Raw genomic sequence first — 21,095 nt, forward strand, 5'->3', positions numbered from 1 at the left:
ACAAGACACTGCCTGCTGCCGTTATAGACAACGGCAGGCAGCAATAACAATCCGGCTGACAGTGATATTATCATCGTCAACCGCTTACGATCATCCCCGTTCCGCGCTAACAGCCGGAGCGGGGATTAATTATTGAAGTCTTTATAGTTTGAAAAGAAATACAGTCTGCCACCAGCAAATGGCGTAACGCCTGCCAGCTGGAAGAGATTGGCAGGAGAGAAGAAAATGAATATGGAAAAAAGATTTTTCACTTCCGGTAAAGATACTAAAAATAGCGGGAAGGCGGCCGGCAGCTGTAACCCGGCATGAATAAACGAAAACGGCTTCTTCTGCAGGCCGGTGTCAGACCATCAGCGGAGACTTCTGGTCATCAGCGTTTCTTCAAAACCTACGCCGTAATGGTACGCTGTGAAGTCCCTTACCTTCTGCCAGCCATGTTTATAGTAAAACGCCAGTCCTGCCGGCGATGCGGCCAATTGCAGCGTATCCAGTCCTTTGGTACGTGCATAGTCTTCCAGGTGCGTCATCAATTGTTTGCCGATACCCTGGTTTACATGCCGGAGCCTTGTATAAAAACCAAACACCCAGTCATCCTCCAGTGCAACGGTACCCACTATTTCTCCGTTGATTTCCGCACAGAACACTGCCTGCCGCTGCAGCTTTTCGGTCATGACCTGTTCGGAATAATACCTGATAAATATGTCCCACTGTTCCTCGCTGTAGTGAGGTTTTAATAAGGCGAGCGCGTTTTCGCAGATTAAATCACTTAATTGTTTGGCGTCGGCGGGTGAGGCTTTTCTGATAATAACTGTTTCCATGTTAAACTATTTAATGGAAGAAAGAATATACGTGGCAGCACGATCAGCACAAAACTCAATAAACCGGTAATCATAAACTTGTACAAAGTTGCTGATTACCGCGTGGGGATACAAGGGTATATTTAATACAAAAGGGCGCTCTTTTCAGAGCGCCCTTTGCCTGCGGTGAGGGAGGGATTCGAACCCTCGGTACAGGTTTAAGCCCGTACGACGGTTTAGCAAACCGTTCCTTTCGGCCACTCAGGCACCTCACCATTTCCTCCGGAAGGGGCTGCAAAAATAGGAAAAGTTTTATATTCTCCAAAAGCAATTTAATTTTTTTCAGATTTTTTTTGCCCGGCAGTAGAGTTGTGGCGGAGTATTACCAGGTGAGGCCTGTCTTCCCCGGCCTGTTCGGATGGTCTAAGGCCCTTCATGGCAAAGCGTTACAGGGTATTACACCGTAGGCTTCCGTTTTCGGTTGCCAATAGCGGCAGCGCCGGGCAACTGCTTTATCTTTTTATATCCTGGGCTAAAAGGGTCATGATATTTTTGCCGTGCAGCGATGCATGATGTCCATTTCCACATGCCTGCTGTGTACCTGTGTTCCTTCATATGGACCCACTGTTTTCTGTTTACTGCTGTTCCCGGCGATAGCTGATTTATTCAGACAGGCGCCCGGCGTTTCCGGTGTACAGGTGATGGCTTTTTTTCAAGGCGGCCCATGTTTACAACTATCATTGCAACGCATTAAATCATATAAAAATATTACTATATAAATAGTAAAAAATAATGCCGCTCCGGTGTGGGGCGGCATTATTCAAATAGGTTAGGGGAATGGCCTTACATAGCGGCCAGCTGTACTTTTTGCTGTAATTCGATGACGCTGTCGCGAAAATTATTATCAGTATCCATCAGATCTTTAACGGTCTGACAGCTGTGGATCACGGTAGTATGGTCCCTGCCGCCGAAATGTTCACCGATGGTTTTCAGGGAATTTTTTGTAAATGATTTAGCGAGGTACATGGTTATCTGCCGCGCCTGTACGATTTCGCGTTTACGTGTTTTCTGCAGCAGTTTATCGTAGGGAACGTCGAAGTATTCGCAGACCATTTTCTGGATACTTTCGATCGTAATTTCTTTGGAAGAAGTTTTGACGAAAGATTTCAGTACACGTTTGGCGAGTTCCAGGTCTATCTCTTTACGGTTCAGGGAAGACTGTGCCAGCAGGGAGATGAGGGCGCCTTCAAGTTCACGCACATTGGTTTGTATGTTGTAAGCAACATACTTCACCACCTCTTTCGGCATTTCCAGTCCGTCGTTTTTCATTTTGAGTTCCAGTATTTCCATTCTGGTTTCAAAATCCGGGATCTGGATATCCGCGCTGAGGCCCCAGCGGAAGCGGCTCAGCAGTCGCTCCTGTACGCCATCAAGGTCTTTAGGGGCCTTATCCGACGTAAGGATCAGTTGTTTGCCCGACTGGTGCAGATGGTTGAAGATCGCAAAGAATGCGTCCTGCGTTTTCTCTGCACGGGCAAAGAACTGGATATCGTCCACGATCAGCACATCTATCAATTGATAGAAGTGAATGAAATCGTTGATGATATTATTCTTTGAGTGATCAATAAACTGGTTGATGAATTTCTCGGCGCTCACATACAGTACCGCTTTATTCGGATGAATACGCTTTACTTCATTGCCCACTGCCTGCGCGAGGTGTGTTTTTCCCAGTCCAACGCCACCATAGATCACCAGTGGGTTGAAAGACGTACCGCCTGGTTTTTCCGCGACCGTTTTTCCTGCCCGGCGCGCCACACGATTACAGTCTCCCTCTATATACGCATCAAACGTATAGTTTGGATTGAGCTGAGAATCGATCTGTACCCGTTTGATCCCCGGGATCACAAATGGGTTCTTTACCGGGTTATGTATAGTTAACGGAAAGTCCACCTCATTATCTTTCTGGGGCTTGGTGAACTGCGTGGGCATGTTCACAGTTCTGGGATGCTGGTGTGGTGTACCGTTCTCTACTACAATGCGGTATTCCAGCCGGGCTTCTTTACCTAATTCTCTTTTTATTGTTTTCCCTAACAATCCCACATAATGCTCTTCAAGGTATTCATAAAAGAATTGGCTGGGGACCTGGATGGTTAAAACATTGTTTTCAAGTTTAATGGGCTTAATAGGCTCAAACCAGGTTTTAAACGGTTGCCATTCCACAATATCCCTAATTATATTAAGACACCTTTCCCAAACTTGTTCGCAAGTTTTATTCATTGAGATAAAAAAAATTAGTTGTTTCTTAATTAAGGATGCTGCTTAGTTCTCGAATTTTAGAAATCTTCCAACGCAGGATGTTGAAAAATTTTTCAGACAGGACGACGAATATCTGTAGAAAATGTTGAAAAAAAAAATTTATCTACCCTTGTTTATATTCTATTGACAACAGTGTGTTGATACTGCGCCATGCCCTGCTGCCAGCGCTTTACAGCACTAACGTTACACGGATTTAAGTACTATAAACTCCGTTGATTAGCAGCATCTTTGTCTTTCTCATTGTCCTTTTTATCATAAATATGGATATATAACTGATAAAATAATATCGCACCTCCTCATGGCAAAAAAAATGACCGCCGGAAAAGGGTGAGATATTCACAATTTTTTCCGCGAGGGTGCAAAACTATGTTAGTATCTCCATTTAAAAAAATGTGTTTCGAATTAGTTATTACCAGATAAATTCAGTAGATCTCCGCGCGCCCGGTTTAAATAAAAAATATTTGCACGCACTTGGCTGAATACCGTATCTTTGGTGCTTCTGAATTTAAAAAATTTTTCTATGAGTTTTGAAATTACCGGAAAGCTGATTGTGAAGTACAACACGGTACAACGCAGCGAAACTTTTAAAACAAGAGAGTTCGTTATTGAGAAATCTGATGATATCAACGGCCGTGTGATTAACAACTATATCAAATTCCAGTCCGTACAGGACCGTACAGGTATTGTTGACCGGTTCAATGAAGGTGAAAACGTTAAAGTTTATTTCAATATCAAAGGCACCAGATGGGAAAAAGACGGCAAGGTCAACTACATCACCAACCTGGACGCATGGCGTATGGAATCTGTCATGGCAGCTCCTGCTCCCGGCGCAGACCCCATGCCTAACTACAACACTCCGCAGATGCCTGCTGCCGGCGATGGTGGCGACGATCTGCCGTTTTAATGACCACCCGGTCATGTGCAATGACGAGACGAATTTATTGCGAAGAGCTTAGCGTATAATGCCACTTACACATTATCGCTAAGCTCTTCGTTATAAGGTTAAAGCTCAAAATTTATAATTCATAACTCTTTTTAGGATAACTCCCTAACTACGTTTATGCAACAGCAAATCTCCCTGAAGCTGACGCCTGCCGACGCAGCGCATCCCAGCCGTATTACCACACAGGCCGCTGCCACACTCGGCGTAAAACCCGCCGCCATCACCGGCTACCACCTGCTCAAACGCTCTATCGACGCACGCTCCAGGCAACAAGTGTACTTCATCCTCACCCTGCTCGTATTTGTCAATGAACCCTTCCATGAAAGGGTACATGCACACCCCGTTTACCAACCACTCCCCGCCAACGCGCCCGCCGTTATCATCGCTGGTGCAGGCCCCGCCGGCCTCTTCGCCGCCCTGCGCCTCATTGAAGCCGGCATCAAACCCGTCATCCTCGAAAGAGGTAAAGATGTACGCGCACGCCGCCGCGACCTCGCTGCCCTCAATAAAACAGGCATCGTAAACCCCGACTCCAACTACTGCTTCGGGGAAGGCGGCGCAGGTACCTACTCCGACGGTAAACTGTACACCCGCTCCAACAAAAGAGGCGATATCAACCGCATCCTCAACATATTCGTACACTTCGGCGCAGACGAGAAAATCATGATCGACGCACACCCGCATATCGGCACCAACAAACTGCCGCATATCATTACGGCCATGCGCGAACAAATCATCGCCGCCGGCGGAGAAGTACACTTCGAACAGAAAGTCAACAGCCTCCAGATACACAACGGCGCCATCACCGGCGTGGAAACCGCCGCAGGAAACACTTTCAGCGCACGCCACGTTATCCTCGCCACCGGCCACTCCGCCCGCGACATCTTCATCATGCTGCACCGGCAAAATATCCTGCTGGAAGCCAAACCCTTCGCCCTCGGCGTAAGAGTAGAACACCCACAGGAGCTGATCGACAGCGCCCAGTACCATTGCGACCTGCGCGGCGAATACCTCCCGCCTGCCAGCTACAGCCTCGTGGAACAGGTGGAAGGACGCGGCGTATTCTCCTTCTGTATGTGCCCCGGCGGCATCATCGCCCCGGCCGCCACAGATCCTGGCGAACTGGTGGTCAACGGCTGGTCGCCCTCCAAACGTGACAACCCCTACGCCAACTCCGGCATGGTCGTTACGGTAGACGAATCCGACTTCGCGCCATTCGCCCACCATGGCCCGCTCGCAGCCATGTACTACCAGCAGGCGGTGGAACGCCAGGCCTTCCTCGCCGGCGGCGGCCACTTCGTGGCGCCCGCCCAGCGCATGACCGACTTCGTGAAAGGTAAAGTATCCGCCACACTGCCCAACTGCTCCTACATCCCCGGCGTCAACAGCACCGACCTGCGTACCGTACTGCCCGCAGCCGTACACCAACGGCTCGCCGGCGCCTTCAAAGCCTTCGGCCGTAAAATAAAAGGCTACTATACAGATAATGCCATCCTCGTGGCCACAGAATCACGTACTTCCTCTCCCGTTAGAATTCCACGCAACAACGATACCCTCGAACACCCCCAGCTGACAGGCTTATACCCCTGCGGCGAAGGAGCAGGATACGCCGGCGGCATCGTGTCTGCCGCGATGGACGGGGAACGCGTGGCCGCCATGATCGCCACCCGGCTTCACCACTGCCCCTGATGAAAGACACAGCATATTATTCACGAATAATTGCTAAATTTTCATCATGAATCTACTCGAAGTCAAACACCTGAAAAAATACTATGCCACCCACAAAGCTGTGGATGATATCAGCTTCGATATCCGGCAAGGCAGTATCTTCGGTCTGCTCGGCCCCAACGGGGCCGGGAAAACCACCCTGCTGCGCATGATCACCGGCATATTCTATCCCGACGAAGGTTCCATCCGGCTCAACGGCCATCCCTTCGACCCGCAACGGGATACCCCGCTCATCGGCTACATGCCCGAAGAAAGAGGCCTGTACAAAAAAATGAAAGTAGGCGAACAAACCCTTTACCTCGCCCGCCTCAAAGGCCTCAGCGAAAAAGAAGCCACAGCGAAAATCAAAAAATGGTTCGATAAATTTGATATCAACTCCTGGTGGAACAAGCGCGTGGATGAACTCAGTAAAGGCATGCAGCAAAAGGTACAGTTCATCTCTACCATCATGCACGATCCCAAACTGCTCATCCTCGACGAACCCTTCTCCGGCCTGGACCCCATCAACTCCAACCTCATCAAACAGGAGATCTTTAACCTCGCCCGGCAAGGCACTACCATCATCTTCTCTACCCACCGCATGGAACAGGTGGAAGAGATATGCGACCATATTATGCTGGTCAACAAAGGCCATAAAATACTGGACGGCAGCGTTAAACAAATCAAGCAGGATTTCAAACAAGGGCTCTTCCGTATAGGCCTCGGTGTAACGCCCAACGCGGCACAGATGGCCACCTACCACTTCACCATCGTCAGCATGCATGAAAACACCGTGACGGTCAAGATGAATGAAGACAGCACCACCAACGACATCCTGCTGCATTTCATCCATCAGCGTATACCCGTTACCTATTTCGAGGAAATATTACCCTCCATCAACGAAGTATTTATCACCCAGGTACAACAAACGGAGCAAGCACCTGTTGCCACAGCTGCGCAGCAACCCGCCTGATCATCCCCAGCACATCGACTATGAACAAGATATGGCTTATCATTAAAAGAGAATTCCTTACCCGTGTCCGCAAGCGCTCCTTCCTGGTAGTAACCCTGCTGGTGCCCATCGCCTTTGCCGCCATGATCATCATCCCTATCCTCATGGCTGTCAGCGGCAACGAAAGCAAACGCATCGCGGTCATCGATAAAAGCGGCATCTTCAATAACAACCTGCCGGATAAAAAAGGCGTGTACTTCAAATACCTGCCAGACGCTAACCTCGACAGCCTCAAACGGCACTACGAGGCGGCCGACTACTCCGGTATCCTTTATATACCGGATATAGATATTAACCGGCCCGCAGGACTCGAATACTATAGTAAAGGCCAGGCAGGCATCTCCCTGGAAAGCGCGATCAACAACGATATCAATAATGTTATCGAGAAAAAGCGCATGGAGCAGGAAGGCATCGACAAATCCAGGCTGGACGCGCTGCGTTCCAATATCACCGTGGAATTCAAAAGCGGTGATGATGAAAAGAAAGGCAACTCATGGGTGGCCTATGGCGTTGGCTACGCCAGCGGTTTTACCATCTATATTGTCCTGCTGTTGTTTGGTACCTCTGTCATGCGCGGCGTCATGGAAGAGAAAGTAAACCGTATCGCGGAAGTAATGATCTCCAGCGTAAAACCTTTCCAGCTCATGATGGGTAAAATTGTGGGCATCGCCGCCGTAGGCCTGCTGCAGTTCCTGATCTGGGGCGTGCTGATCAGTGTTATCTATACCGTGATCCCGCTGTTCCTGTCGCCCGAAAGTATCCAGGCCGCCAGCCAAAGCAATATGATGGCGCAAAACAACAATGCTGAAGCAGCCGAAGCCTTCCGCCGCGTATCGGACGTGGTAGGCAGCATTAACTGGTCGCTGCTGCTGTCCTGCTTTGTATTTTATTTCCTTGGTGGCTACCTTTTCTACTCCTCCCTGTTTGCCGCTATCGGCAGCCTGGCGAACGAAGACGCCACCGACGTGCAACAACTGACCTTCCCCATTACAGTGCCCATCATCATCGGCATCATGATCATGATGAAAGCCGTACACGATCCGGGCAGCCCGCTGGCGGTATGGGGCAGCATCATTCCTTTCACTTCACCGATGGTAATGATGGCCCGCCTGCCGTATGGCGTGCCGGGAACCGTGCCCTACTGGCAACTCGGTCTGTCTTTCACCCTGCTGATCGGTGGATTTATCGTGACCACCTGGGCAGCCGGAAAAATATACCGCACGGGCATCCTGCTGTATGGCAAAAAAGTAACCTTGAAAGAAGCCCTGAAATGGGTGGTAAAGAAAGGATAAAACATATAGGGATTTTTTGATTTAGGATTTTTTGATTTAGGATTTTTTGATTTTTGGAATAAAAAGCGAAGACCAGAGCGGCTTTTATACCTGCACTGGTCTTCGCTTTTGTCTGTTTTGAAATCAAAAAATCGTAAATCAAAAAATATCTAAATACAGCTGCTTACATACAGACTGGAATTCCTTCCAGATATCTTCCACGATGGCCGCAGCGGGTTTAATATCGTGAATCAGCGCGCTGACCTGCCCGATCTCCAGCTCTCCTTCTTCCAGGTTGCCTTCGAACATGCCCGTTTTGGCGCGGGCGCGTCCCAGCAGTACTTTCAGTGTATCGGGGTCTGCACCGCCGTCTTCCGCGGTTTTTACCGCTTCGTAAAAATGATTTTTAATCAGGCGTACAGGGGTTAATTTCTTGAGGCTTAACATCGTATCTCCCTCTTTAGCGTTAACCACCGCTTCCTTGAAATTAATATGGGAAGATGCTTCGGGGGTTGCCACAAAACGGCTGCCTACCTGTACGCCGGAGGCCCCAAGTGCAAAAGCTGCAGCCATGGCCCTTCCGGAGCCAATACCACCTGCAGCGATCACCGGTATCCGCACTTTTTCACAGACAGCCGGTATCAGCACCATGGTGGTGGTTTCCTCACGACCGTTATGCCCTCCCGCTTCAAAACCTTCTGCCACCACCGCATCTACGCCGGCCACCTCGCTTTTCAGGGCAAAAGCCGAGCTGGACACCACATGCACCACTTTAACGCCGGCCGCTTTTAATACAGGCGTCCAGGTTTTGGGATTACCGGCAGAGGTAAACACCACCTGTACTTTCTCTTCCAGGATGATGTTGATCAATTGTTCGATATCCGGGTACAGCAAGGGCACATTTACCCCAAAAGGCTTGTTGGTAGCTTTTTTACAGCGTTGGATATGATGCTTCAGCACATCGGGGTACATACTGCCGGCTCCGATAAGGCCCAGCCCGCCTGCATTACTCACTGCACTGGCTAAACGCCATCCGCTGGCCCATATCATGCCGGCTTGTACAATCGGGTATTGTATCCCGAACAAAGAGGAAATCCGGTTCATGCAACGAATATAACATTTTAGCCCAGATCGATTTCTGTATTGTCGCCGATGTTAAGGCTCTGGCTAAGGCCGCGGATATTGGCATCGCTGCCTATCAGCGAGGACTTCAGCACCACTTCATACAGGTTGCTGAAAGAACCGATAATGGAGTCTTTCACGATGGAGTAGTTGATCACCGTATTATCGCCTACGGCCACGTTAGGGCCGATGATGGAGTTCTTGATGTTACAGCCTTCCCCGATGCTCACCGGCGGTATGATAATGGTGTTTTCATACGGCAGCACCGGATTATTGGCCAGTTTGTATTTCTTCAGCAGGATAGCGTTGGTTTCCAGCAGGGTGTCCTTACGGCCGCAGTCAAACCAGTTGATTACCTTGAAGGCGTTAAAACGTACGCCATGTTCAATCATGCATTCCAGCGCGTCCGTGAGCTGAAACTCATCATGTGACTTGATATGATTGTCGATATTGGCCTGCAGGCATTCATACAGCTGCGTGCTCTCTTTGATCTTGTAAAGACCTACCAGTGCGAGATTGGATTTGGGGATCTGCGGTTTTTCCACTACCCGGGTGATCTTCCCGCTTTCATCCAGTTCCGCTACGCCAAAGTTGCGCGGATCATCCACCTTCTTTAATCCCAGTACGGAATAAGGAGAAGACACCACTTCTTTGAAGTCACATTCACAGATGGTATCACCCAGTACAATCAGCACTTCATCGTTGCCTACCACTTCGCGGGTCAGCAGGATAGCGTGACCGGTACCTTCGCGGCTGTTTTGCTGCACGAAGTGGCAGGTCAGCTGCGGGTATTTTTTTTCAACGTAGTGCTGGATTTTTTCCCCCAGATACCCTACCACAAAAACGAATTCCGTGATGCCTGCTTCTACCAGCTGGTCCACAATAATGCTCAGTATGGTCCTGCCGGCTAAAGGGATGAGTGCTTTGGGTTGTGTATATGTATGTGGCCTGAGCTTAGTACCTGCCCCGGCCACGGGTATTATTGCCTTCATGTAGTTGTAGTTAGGATAAGCTCCGAATGCCGCGAAAATAGGACAAATTATGAAGATTTGAGGATTTTGACCATAACAGATGTGCGAATTTTAACATTCAAAAACACAAAATTCACCATTCTTAAAATCCCCGAATCTCTGAATTGCATTTGACCGGGAGTTATTCTAAATTTGCAGCAAATTTTAAGGCATCATGCAAAGAGACCAGCAAATATTTGATATTATCCGCCAGGAATTGGAGCGTCAGCGCCATGGCATCGAATTGATCGCATCTGAAAACTTTACCAGCTTGCAGGTAATGCAGGCCATGGGTAATGTGATGACGAATAAATACGCCGAAGGCTACCCTGGCAAAAGATACTACGCAGGCTGCGAAATAGTGGACCAGAGCGAACAACTGGCCATTGACAGAGCTAAACAAATATTTGGGGCTGCTTATGCCAACGTACAACCTCACTCCGGAGCACAGGCCAACGCCGCGGTAATGCTGGCCATCCTGCAACCCGGTGATAAAATCCTCGGTCTGGACCTCAGCATGGGCGGTCACCTCACCCACGGTTCTGCCGTAAACTACTCCGGAAAGCTTTATGAGCCTCATTTCTATGGCGTTAATAAAGAAACCGGCCTCGTGGAATACGACAAAATGGAAGAAATCGCCAACCGCGAAAAACCCAAACTGATCGTATGCGGCGCCTCCGCTTACAGCCGTGACTGGGATTATAAACGTATCCGCGAAATCGCTGACCAGGTAGGCGCTTTCGTACTGGCTGACATTGCGCATCCTGCCGGCCTTATCGCCAAAGGACTGCTCAACTCACCGTTTGAACACTGCCATTTCGTAACCACTACCACCCATAAAACACTGCGTGGCCCCCGCGGCGGCATGATCATGATGGGCAAAGACTTCGAAAATCCTTTCGGCCTCAAAACCCCGAAAGGCGAAATACGCCTCATGAGCTCCCTCATTGACACCGCTGTATTCCCCGGTATCCAGGGCGGTCCGCTCGAACACGTCATCGCTGCCAAAGCCGTGTCCTTCTTCGAAATCCTGTCTGACGAATACGATGTATACGCCAAACAGATCCTGAAAAATGCACAGTCTATGGCTAAAAGCTTCGTGAACAGAGGCTACCAGATCATCAGCGGCGGTACAGACAACCACCTCATGCTGATAGACCTGCGCAATAAAAACATCTCCGGTAAAAAAGCTGAACAAACCCTGGTGAAAGCAGAAATCACTGCTAACAAAAACATGGTGCCGTTCGACGATAAATCTGCCTTCATCACCTCCGGTATCCGTGTAGGCGTTCCCGCCATCACTACCCGTGGACTGAAAGAAGGTCATATGGAGCAGATCGTTGACTGGATCGATCAGCTGCTCATGGACGCTGATAATGAAGCCCTCATCACCAAAGTAAGAGGTGAAGTAAATGGCTTCATGCAGCAGTTCCCACTGTACCCGGAACTCTAAGATGACTACCTCCTCCTGATAAGAGGCTGACCTTACCGGTCAGCCTTTTTTTGTTCCTCACCGCGGCACCAGGATGTTTGGCCCGGGAAGTCACCACCAGATGCTCCTTACCCCATCTCCCGGAGTGAAGCCCGCATTGCATCATTCATTTCTCCGCCATTTTCGCGCTTCGTTTTCAATAACCCATCCATGGGGCCACCAACCACAGAAAAGGTAATCTGTAACGGCGCGCATCCATCTCCACAAAAAAAATTTTGATTTATAAATGAAAATCGTACTTTCACAGTGTACTAGTTAAGTAGTACACTAAATCACACGATATGATTAACATCCAATCCCTGAAATTCAGCTACCGCCCCAACAGGCCCCTGTTCGAGGATCTCAGCCTCCGGCTGGAAGCAGGCCATATATATGGCCTCCTCGGAAAAAACGGCGCTGGCAAGTCCACCCTGCTCAAACAGATAGCCGGTTTGTTATTCCCCGACGGGGGCGCCTGTGAGGTAACGGGTTATAAAACAGCGAAAAGGCAGCCGGCCTTCCTCCGGGAAATATTCCTTGTACCGGAAGAGTTCAATCTGCCTAAAATCAGCATCCGCACCTATGTAAAGGCAAACGCCCCTTTTTACCCCCGCTTCGATGAGCAGGCTTTTTACAGCTACCTGAAAGAATTCGCTATTCCACAGGACCAGCAGCTGACCAATATGTCTTACGGCCAGAAGAAAAAAGTTATTATCAGCTTTGCACTGGCCACCAATACCAAAGTGCTGATCATGGACGAGCCTACCAACGGCCTCGATATCCCGTCCAAAAGCCAGTTCCGCAAAGTAATGGCCGCCGCCGTTACGGACGACAAATGTATGGTGATATCCACGCACCAGGTAAGGGACCTCGACAACCTGATAGACAGCATCGTCATCATCGACGACCACAAAATCATCTTCCACCAGGATGTAGGCACTGTAACGGACAAACTGAGCTTCAAATTATTGGGCCAGCTGGACGACCGCCTGCCGATACTATATGCAGACAGTAGTCTCCGCGGTCATTCCGTGATCATGAAAAATGAAAACATGGAACAAAGCAAGATCGATATGGAACTGCTGTTCAACGCTATCCTCTCCAACCGCCAACCCATTCAAGAACTTTTTAACTGATTAAACCCATGCAATCTAACAACGTACTGGATTTTCGCCGCCTGGGCTACTATTTCCAATACCATATACTCGCATCGTGGAAATCATATTTGCTGGGAGCGCTCTCCATCTTCGGCCTGCTGATGGTGGTCCCTGCCTTTATGCTGCTCACCCGTAACTGCCCGCGCGAACTGAGCGAAGTAGTCGGCTTTTATTATTTTGGCCTTTTCTTCGGAGGCCTGCTGTTTACCAGCATGGCTTTCAGTGAGCTGGCCAGTAAGGAAAAAGGAGCGCAGTTCCTGATGTTGCCCGCCTCGCATTTTGAGAAATTCATCACCATTTTCCTGATCACCACGGTGGGTTTCCTCCTTGTATATCATATCGCTGCCTATGCAGCACTGCTGTTCCTCAACAAAGTATCACTTATCAGCAACGAAGCAGCTTTACAGCTCGACTGGCGTTTTCTGACGAAAGAGGACGGTCATATCTATATCTATTACGCTTATCTTTTCTGCCATGCGCTGTTCTTACTGGGGGCCATATATTTCGCGCGGCTGGCCTTTATCAAAACACTGGTGGCCACGCTCGTTTGCCTCACAGGCCTTTATCTGCTGAACACCCTGTTTGTGTGGATACTGTTTGCCGGTAATATGCAGACGGCTTTCCAGAACGCGCCTTTCATTCTCGTAGGGGTCCACGACGGCATGTATAAATCGAGTGTATACGTGATCTCAGAAAAGATGATCAACAGTTATATATTCATCGCTCAATATCTGCTGGCGCCCGTTCTCTGGACCGTCGCCTATTTCCGGTTAAAAGACAAGGAAATCTAAAACATCGCGACATGGAATTCAAAGACTCTCAAGCCATTTATCTGCAGATTGCAGACTATATATGCGAACAGGTGCTGTTGAACAAGTGGCAGCCGGAAGAACGCATCCCTTCTGTGAGGGAACTGGCGGTTCAACTGGAAGTAAACCCCAACACCGTTATGCGCACCTGTGAACTGCTACAGCAGCAGGAGATCATCTCCAACAAAAGAGGCATCGGCTATTTCATCCACCCGGACGCTGTTAAAAAAATCAGGCAGTTTAAAAAAGATTCGTTTATCTCCAACGAGCTGCCCAGCCTCTTCCGCAGCATGTACCTGCTGGATATTGATGTAGATGAACTGAAACCGTATTACGAAAAATTCAAAAAATCTAATTTCAGATAACATGAAAACCAGCAATAAACTATTACTCGGCTTCCTCGGTGCGCTCGTGTTATTGATGTTAAGCACCGACATTATACTGCGTGCCAATTACAGCAAAGGGATCACCAACGTCAACTCCGGCGGACCGCGGGATTATGGGACTCCCACCACGATAACGCTGCAACCGTTTCAGATAGTGAAAGTGGAAACTGTTTCCGGTCAGCCCCGGCACGATACCATCCGCTCCGTTAAGGTCAAACAAATCAAAACGATGGACGACACCACCACCGCCACCAGCGAAACAACGGTCACCAGTACCTGGCCCGTGGGCTTCCTTCGCATAAAACCGGACGAACACTATACGCTGACCAAATACGGCTCCGACAGCGTATTGGTACGCTACGCCGGAGACACCCTGATCCTCACTGTCATTAACTCCGGCGACCTGGAACTGAAAGCGCCGGCGATCAAACAGATCATTGCACCATCCTCGCACCTGCGGATCAACGATATGAAGTCGCCTTCGCTGACCGTTACCGCCGGACCGAAAGCAGAAACATACTTTTCGAACAGTCAGATAGGAATCCTTTCCTTTTCCGGCGGTCGTGAAAGCAATCTCGTTATTGATGAAGCAACAAAGATCGACAGCGTGAACATCCTCCTGGCCAGGGGCTCCCGGCTTGAATTCCAGGGCTCCTACGAGCGGGGCAATATGCAGCTGGACAGCCTCCGGGAAATCAATCTTTCCCAGAAGGTGCTGCAGCAGATCAAAGAAATAAAATAGATACTAACGTTAAGGATTATACGATTTATGATTTTTACTTCATATTACGGGGAAGACTATTTATTCATCCTCCTGTCATCACAAAAAGAATCGAAATAAAAAAGCGTCCCGATGTTTATCAGGACGCTTTCGTTTTTTATGAGTTTTACCTATCTCAGAATTGGGTGGCCAGGTAAGCCATGGTGCCCATTCCTATTTCGATAGCGCTTTCGTCTACATCGAAAGTAGGTGTGTGCACGCCGGAGGTGATCCCTTTTTCCTTATTGCCGGTACCCAGCCGGAAGAAGCAGGCTGGTACGATTTGCGAATAAAACGCGAAGTCTTCCGCGCCCATGCGCAGTTCTGTATCTTCCACCTGTTCTTTACCGATGTAATCTTCCGCCAGTTGCCTGGCTTTAGCGGTAACAGCTTCGTTGTTATACAGGGTAGGATACCCCACGAGAATATCGATTTCTATATCAGCGCCCGTCGCTTCCGCGATACCGGCCGCCTGTTTGCGGATCAGCTCATGCGCTTTAAAACGCCAGGTTTCGTCCATCGCCCTGAAAGTGCCCATCAGCTTCACTTCACTGGGGATCACATTGGTCGTGAAACCGCCGTTGAAAGCGCAGATAGACAGTACAGACGGAGAAAACGGGTTGTTGTTGCGGGAAATCACCTGTTGCAGGCTTACCACCAGCTGCGAAGCCACCAGGATGGTGTCTATGGTGAGATGCGGCTGGGCGGCGTGTCCGCCTTTGCTTTTTACGGTGATATAAATTTCGTCGGCGCTGGCCATGTATTTACCGGCGCAGAATCCCAGTTTGCCGGTCTCCAGGGAAGGATGCACGTGCAGGCCCAGGATAGCGTCCGGACGGGGATTTTCCAATGCGCCTTCTTCGATCATGATGCTGGCGCCGCCGGGATGTTTTTCTTCACCGGGCTGGAACAGGATTTTGACAGTCCCTTCCAGCTCGTCTTTCAGCTCATGCAATATTTTGGTAGCGCCCAATACCACAGTAGTGTGTACATCGTGGCCGCAGGCGTGCATAATGCCGTTGTTCACAGACTTATAAGATACATCGTTGGCCTCGTTAATAGGCAGCGCATCGATGTCTGCCCGAAGGGCGATCGTTTTGGAAGCAGGATTTTTACCTTCTATGAGTGCGATAACGCCGGTACCGGCGATACCCGCTTTATAGGGCACCCCAAATTTATCCAGCTGCTGCTGAATAAATTCGGAGGTTTTATATTCCTGGAAAGATAGTTCGGGATGGGAGTGAATATGACGCCTGATATCTATAAAAGCAGGTGCATAGGCTTTGGCCAGCTCTTTAATACGGTTCTTCATTCGACAGTTCTTTATCCGGTGACACGTTGATGATGGCTGGCACAACAAATACGCCGCCTGAAAAGAGGCTGGAGAGCTTGTCGCGCAACTCGCTGGCTTCCTCGCGGGATTTGAAATCGCCTACGCGCACTTTAAAATAGGGTGCCTGGTAATCCAGGTAGGTGCGGTAATCGCTGTACAGCTGCATTACCCGGGCTTTGGCTTCATTGGCGTCGCCGCGTTTGTTGGTGGAGATCACCTGTACCCGGAAACCGGATTGGTTGCGGATGGCCAGGGTGTTGATGTAGATCTGTTTTTTGATCAGTACGTCCAGCCGGCTGTCCTTGATCACTTTTACCGAACCATTGCCGGACATGGTATAGTCCTGCGCCATGGCCCAGCTACTTCCCAACAGGCAGCACACCAGGATGAATAATTTTTGCATGAATACTGTATAATTAAAAATTAATAATCTGAATGAGCAGTGTCCTCTCCGCCTTCCTTCACAATCTGAACGCTGGCGCTGGCCCCTATGCGGGTGGCGCCGGCTGCTATCAGCTCCGTTGCAAAAGCAAAGGTACGAATACCGCCGGATGCCTTAATCTGTATATTTTCGGGCAGATTGGCCCTCATCAGCTTCACCGCTTCCACAGTAGCGCCTTTTTCAGCATAACCGGTAGAGGTTTTCACGAAATCCACCCCATATTTACTGTAGAGCTGGCAGCATTTGATGATTTCTTCTTCCAATAATATGCCACTTTCGATGATCACCTTGATCACTTTTTTCTTTTCCCGGACGATATACATCAGGTTGGCGATCTCTTTTTCGAGATATTCCCAGTCATTGTTTTTAATCGCGGAGATATTGATCACCACATCCAGCTCGTCGGCGCCGTCCACAATGGCCAGTACTGTTTCTGCCACTTTCGCTTCAATGGCGGAATAACCGAAAGGAAACCCGATAACGGTGGCCACTTTGGTATTGGTGGCGCCCAGAAACTGTTTGGCTACTTTCACATAGGGCGGGGGTACGCAGGCCGCGGCAAAATCGTATTCCACACATTCCATGCACAGCTTTTTAATATCTTCCAGCGTGGTCGTGGGTTTCAAAATCGTATGGTCAATGTATCCATTTATCATGGGATAAAATTACGAATTACGAATTACGAATTACGAATTTGGGGTGGTTTTATTGTTGCGGCTTTTAATAGATTTTTGGATGGAGCCAATAATGCGGGCTAGTTCTTCACTGTCTTTGAGCATTGACGCTGCTATTTTTTGTTCCAGAATTTGGGTATCTCTCAAGAGTTTTAGCCAAAAAATCGTTTCCCTGGTTTCTCTGCACGATATGTCCAGCTTATAGATAAAATCTCTTTGGGATGATGCCCCTACCGCTTCTTCAATATTTGCTCCTATAGAAGTACCGCTTTTTAATAACTGTCGCATTAAAACCTGTTCAGTCCCTTTCTTTTTCATATATAAGAATAACTTCACCGTTCTAATTCCAAACAAATAGCTTTTTCAAGAATAATATTTGGTTTCATCAAACAATGGTTAAAAAGTTAACAAAAAACAACCCTCTCCCAAAACAACAAAAAAAGCGGACTATGGAAATCAACATCTAAAATGTCCAAATCCATAATCCGCCAATATTTCAAACGAACCCCGAATTCGTAATCCGTAATTCGTAATTGACTACAGGTCTTTACCGTGGCAGTTTTTAAACTTCTTGCCACTACCGCATGGACACAGGTCATTGCGGCCTACTTTGGGGCCTACTCTTACCGGCTCCTGTTTTTCTTCCGGCACCTCATATTCCGGTGCTGTCTGGTGACCGTTATGCTGTTCCACGATATCTTCATGGGAAGCGCGCATGCGGCTCATGTCTGTTTTCTCTTCATGACCTTCGCGGATTTGTTCTTCCTGAGGGCCCTGGTCCTGGCTTACGGGGATACCGCATTTGCAGAGGAAGGACACGATATCGCGGCTGGTTTCGCCGTCCATCTGTTTAAACAATTTGAAGGCTTCCAGTTTATAAATCAGTAACGGATCTTTTTGTTCGTACACGGCGCCCTGAACGGATTGTTTCAGTTCGTCCATGGCACGCAGGTGTTCTTTCCAGGCCTCGTCGATGAGGGCCAGGGTGATGCTGCGTTCCAGTGCGTTCATGGTTTCGTGGCCTTTGGTGTCTACTACTTTTTTCAGGTTGGCCAGTACGTTGATGCCTTTTTTGCCGTCGGTAAACGGAATGGAGATATTCTCAATGTGGTGTCCCTGTTCGTGGTAGATACGTTCGATCACCGGCAGGGTGTTGGAGGTAACGTCCTGCACTTTGCGGTGATAGCTCTCCAGCGCCTGATGGTACAGTTTGGAGGCCAGTGTAGGCACGTCTGTACGGGTCAGTTCATCCTGGGTGATATCAGCATCGATGCCGAAGTTGATGATAGCGTCCATTTTGAAAGCTTCGTAGTCGCCGCTTTCTTTGTGGGTGATCACCATATTTTCAGATACGTCGAAGAAAGCGTTGTCGATATCGATGGCCAGGCGTTCGCCGAACAGGGCGTGGTTACGTTTGGCATAGATAACGGTACGTTGTTTATTCATCACGTCATCGTATTCGAGCAGTCGTTTACGGATGCCGAAATTGTTTTCTTCCACTTTTTTCTGGGCTCTTTCGATGGAGCGGGTGATCATGCTGTGCTGGATCACTTCTCCTTCTTTGTAGCCCATGCGGTCCATCAGGCCGGCGATACGGTCGGAGCCGAACATACGCATCAGGTCATCTTCGAGAGATACGAAGAACTGGGAAGATCCCGGATCACCCTGACGACCGGCACGACCACGCAGCTGTCTGTCCACACGGCGGCTTTCGTGTCTTTCCGTACCGATGATGGCCAGGCCGCCCGCTTCTTTCACGCCGGGCCCCAGTTTGATGTCGGTACCACGACCGGCCATGTTGGTAGCGATGGTCACCGCGCCGGCGAGGCCGGCTTCAGCCACGATCTGGGCTTCACGGGCGTGCTGTTTGGCGTTCAGTACGTTGTGCGGCACTTTTTCGAAAGTCAGCATTTTGCTCAGCAATTCGGACACTTCCACGGAGGTAGTACCTACCAGTACCGGGCGGCCTTTTGATTGCATCTGCCTGATTTCGTCTATAACGGCTTTATACTTGTCTCTTTTGGTTTTGTATACCAGGTCTTCTGCGTCGCCACGGGAAATAGGCAGGTTGGTGGGGATGGTTACCACGTCCAGCTTGTAGATTTCCCAGAACTCGCCTGCTTCTGTGGAAGCCGTACCGGTCATACCGGCCAGCTTGTGATACATACGGAAGTAGTTTTGCAGGGTGATGGTAGCGAAGGTCTGGGTGGCAGCTTCCACTTTCACGTTTTCCTTTGCTTCGATCGCCTGGTGCAGACCATCGGAATAGCGGCGGCCATCGAGAATACGGCCGGTTTGTTCGTCTACGATCTTTACTTTTTCGTCCATCACCACGTATTCCACGTCCTTATCGAACAGGGTATACGCTTTCAGCAGCTGCTGAACGGAGTGGATACGGTCCGACTTCTGGGCGTAGTCTGCCAGCATAGCGTCTTTGCGCTGCAGTTTTTCTTCCGGCGTCACTGCCATTTTTTCTATCTCCGCCAGTTCGGAGCCTACGTCCGGCATGACGAAGAAGTTAGGGTCTTCACCTCCCTGAGTGATCAGGCTGATGCCTTTTTCCGTCAGGTCTACGCTGTTATGTTTTTCTTCTATCGCGAAGAACAGGCCTTCATCTACCTTTGGCATCTCGCGTTGCTGGTCTGCCAGGTAGTAGTTTTCAGCTTTCTGTAGTAATACTTTAACACCGGGTTCGCTGAGGTATTTGATCAGCGCACTGTTTTTCGGCAACCCTCTCCAGGCGCGCATCAGTGCCAGACCACCGGTTTTCGGGTCGTCTTTGCCTTCAGCGATCAGCTTTTTGGCTTCCAGGAGGTATTGGTTCACCGCTTTTTTCTGCATATCCACCAGGTACTGGATACGTGGTTTCAGGGCATGGAACTCCTGTTCTTCTCCGCGGGGGATAGGACCGGAGATGATGAGCGGGGTACGCGCATCGTCGATCAATACGCTGTCCACCTCATCCACCATGGCAAAGTGGTGTTTCCGCTGTACCATTTCGTCGGGGCTGTGCACCATGTTATCACGGAGGTAGTCGAAACCGAATTCGTTGTTGGTACCGTAGGTGATATCTGCCAGGTAGGCGTTGCGGCGTTCTGCCGTGTTAGGCTGGTGTTTATCGATACAGTCCACTGTAATGCCGAGGAATTCGAACAGGGGTCCGTTCCACTCGGAGTCACGGCGGGCCAGGTAATCGTTCACCGTCACGATGTGCACCCCTTCGCCGGCGAGGGCGTTGAGATAGGCGGGGAGGGTAGATACCAGGGTTTTACCTTCACCGGTAGCCATTTCGGCAATTTTACCCTGATGCAGTACGGTACCACCGATCAGCTGTACATCGTAGTGTACCATGTTCCAGGTCACCTCGTTGCCGGCGGCTTTCCAGTTGTTTCTCCAGGTAGCCTTGTCGCCTTCGATGGTCACATAATCTTTCTGAACGGCCAGCTGGCGGTCCATATCGGTAGCTGTGACAACAAGGGTGGGATTGGTGGAAAGACGGCGGGCAGTTTCTTTTACTACGGCAAATGCTTCCGGCAGGATGGCTTTGAGCACCACTTCCAGTTGTTTGTCGCGGTCTTTTTTCAGGGTGTCGATTTCCTGATAGATAGTATCTTTTTCGGTTATATCTTCTACGGCTTCTGCCGCTTCTTTTTTCTCAGCAATTTCTTTATCGATGTCCGCCAGGTGGGTAGCGATACGCTCGCGGAACTCCCGGGTTTTATGACGCAGGTCGTCGATAGGCAGGGATTGCAGCTTTCCATACTCATCGTTGATCTGCTGCACTATTGGAGCGACAGATTTAATGTCTCTGTCTGATTTATTCCCTCCAAAAAGTTTTGTTAAAAAACCTAACATGTTGAATGTTTAATTACGAATTACAATTTT

General features: G+C 49.3%; 18 protein-coding genes and 1 tRNA gene. 9 read left to right on the top strand and 10 right to left on the bottom strand.

All coding sequences use genetic code 11. The annotated features are described in order from the left end of the window. Positions 1-350: 350 nt before the first annotated feature. The 3 genes from B5D63_RS12405 to dnaA form a co-directional block, all read right to left on the bottom strand. On the bottom strand, positions 351-818 hold the full coding sequence (locus B5D63_RS12405; RefSeq protein ID WP_078669112.1) for a GNAT family N-acetyltransferase: 468 nt from the start codon (positions 816-818) through the stop codon (positions 351-353). A gap of 163 nt (positions 819-981) precedes the next feature. Then, positions 982-1,072 (bottom strand) — tRNA-Ser (locus tag B5D63_RS12410). 568 nt (positions 1,073-1,640) lie between these two features. Then, positions 1,641-3,074 carry a chromosomal replication initiator protein DnaA gene (gene dnaA / locus B5D63_RS12415; protein WP_078669113.1) on the bottom strand — a complete coding sequence of 478 codons (1,434 nt, stop codon included), beginning with the start codon at positions 3,072-3,074 and terminating at the stop codon, positions 1,641-1,643. A gap of 559 nt (positions 3,075-3,633) precedes the next feature. Between dnaA and B5D63_RS12420 the strand changes: the two genes are divergently transcribed. From B5D63_RS12420 to B5D63_RS12435, 4 genes are all read left to right on the top strand, one after another. Beyond that, positions 3,634-4,017 (top strand): DUF3127 domain-containing protein, encoded by a 384-nt coding sequence (locus B5D63_RS12420; RefSeq protein ID WP_078669114.1) that lies wholly within the window; start codon positions 3,634-3,636, stop codon positions 4,015-4,017. A gap of 156 nt (positions 4,018-4,173) precedes the next feature. Further along, positions 4,174-5,745 carry an NAD(P)/FAD-dependent oxidoreductase gene (locus B5D63_RS12425; protein WP_078669115.1) on the top strand — a complete coding sequence of 524 codons (1,572 nt, stop codon included), beginning with the start codon at positions 4,174-4,176 and terminating at the stop codon, positions 5,743-5,745. A gap of 46 nt (positions 5,746-5,791) precedes the next feature. Continuing rightward, on the top strand, positions 5,792-6,736 hold the full coding sequence (locus tag B5D63_RS12430; RefSeq protein ID WP_078669116.1) for an ABC transporter ATP-binding protein: 945 nt from the start codon (positions 5,792-5,794) through the stop codon (positions 6,734-6,736). Between the two features lie 20 nt (positions 6,737-6,756). Then, entirely contained in the window at positions 6,757-8,067 is a 1,311-nt protein-coding gene (locus tag B5D63_RS12435) for an ABC transporter permease (protein ID WP_078669117.1), read from the top strand. A gap of 138 nt (positions 8,068-8,205) precedes the next feature. Here B5D63_RS12435 and B5D63_RS12440 read toward each other — a convergent pair whose 3' ends face one another. Both B5D63_RS12440 and B5D63_RS12445 read right to left on the bottom strand, forming a co-directional pair. Beyond that, positions 8,206-9,150 (bottom strand): NAD(P)H-dependent flavin oxidoreductase, encoded by a 945-nt coding sequence (locus B5D63_RS12440; RefSeq protein WP_078669118.1) that lies wholly within the window; start codon positions 9,148-9,150, stop codon positions 8,206-8,208. A 17-nt stretch (positions 9,151-9,167) separates the two neighbouring features. Beyond that, entirely contained in the window at positions 9,168-10,160 is a 993-nt protein-coding gene (locus B5D63_RS12445) for a sugar phosphate nucleotidyltransferase (RefSeq protein ID WP_078669119.1), read from the bottom strand. 193 nt (positions 10,161-10,353) lie between these two features. Between B5D63_RS12445 and B5D63_RS12450 the strand changes: the two genes are divergently transcribed. The 5 genes from B5D63_RS12450 to B5D63_RS12470 all read left to right on the top strand — a co-directional run bounded on the left by B5D63_RS12450 (position 10,354) and on the right by B5D63_RS12470 (position 14,743). Continuing rightward, positions 10,354-11,631 carry a serine hydroxymethyltransferase gene (locus B5D63_RS12450; protein WP_078669120.1) on the top strand — a complete coding sequence of 426 codons (1,278 nt, stop codon included), beginning with the start codon at positions 10,354-10,356 and terminating at the stop codon, positions 11,629-11,631. A gap of 320 nt (positions 11,632-11,951) precedes the next feature. Continuing rightward, positions 11,952-12,785, top strand: coding sequence for an ABC transporter ATP-binding protein (locus tag B5D63_RS12455; protein WP_078669121.1), 834 nt, complete (start codon positions 11,952-11,954; stop codon positions 12,783-12,785). A gap of 8 nt (positions 12,786-12,793) precedes the next feature. Continuing rightward, entirely contained in the window at positions 12,794-13,597 is an 804-nt protein-coding gene (locus B5D63_RS12460) for a hypothetical protein (protein ID WP_078669122.1), read from the top strand. Positions 13,598-13,608: 11 nt separating this feature from the next. Next, a complete protein-coding gene (locus tag B5D63_RS12465) occupies positions 13,609-13,980 on the top strand; it encodes a GntR family transcriptional regulator (RefSeq protein ID WP_078669123.1) in 372 nt (123 codons plus the stop codon). 1 nt (position 13,981) lies between these two features. Continuing rightward, a complete protein-coding gene (locus B5D63_RS12470; RefSeq protein ID WP_078669124.1) occupies positions 13,982-14,743 on the top strand; it encodes a hypothetical protein in 762 nt (253 codons plus the stop codon). A gap of 154 nt (positions 14,744-14,897) precedes the next feature. Here B5D63_RS12470 and B5D63_RS12475 read toward each other — a convergent pair whose 3' ends face one another. From B5D63_RS12475 to secA, 5 genes are all read right to left on the bottom strand, one after another. Then, positions 14,898-16,073 (bottom strand): M20 metallopeptidase family protein, encoded by a 1,176-nt coding sequence (locus tag B5D63_RS12475; RefSeq protein ID WP_078669125.1) that lies wholly within the window; start codon positions 16,071-16,073, stop codon positions 14,898-14,900. Beyond that, a complete protein-coding gene (locus B5D63_RS12480) occupies positions 16,057-16,497 on the bottom strand; it encodes an SPOR domain-containing protein (RefSeq protein ID WP_078669126.1) in 441 nt (146 codons plus the stop codon). Before B5D63_RS12480 ends, B5D63_RS12475 begins: the two co-directional genes overlap by 17 nt. Positions 16,498-16,517: 20 nt before the next feature. Further along, positions 16,518-17,192: a deoxyribose-phosphate aldolase gene (deoC, locus tag B5D63_RS12485; protein WP_078669127.1), complete on the bottom strand. Its 675-nt coding sequence runs from the start codon at positions 17,190-17,192 to the stop codon at positions 16,518-16,520. A 30-nt stretch (positions 17,193-17,222) separates the two neighbouring features. Then, entirely contained in the window at positions 17,223-17,564 is a 342-nt protein-coding gene (locus tag B5D63_RS12490; RefSeq protein ID WP_262488142.1) for a four helix bundle protein, read from the bottom strand. A 183-nt stretch (positions 17,565-17,747) separates the two neighbouring features. Further along, the gene (gene secA, locus B5D63_RS12495) at positions 17,748-21,065 is read right to left on the bottom strand and encodes a preprotein translocase subunit SecA (protein WP_078669128.1); all 3,318 of its coding nucleotides are present in this window, start codon (positions 21,063-21,065) and stop codon (positions 17,748-17,750) included. Between the last annotated feature and the right edge of the window lie 30 nt (positions 21,066-21,095).

Source organism: Chitinophaga eiseniae (assembly GCF_900167135.1).
GTDB classification, from domain to species: domain Bacteria; phylum Bacteroidota; class Bacteroidia; order Chitinophagales; family Chitinophagaceae; genus Chitinophaga; species Chitinophaga eiseniae.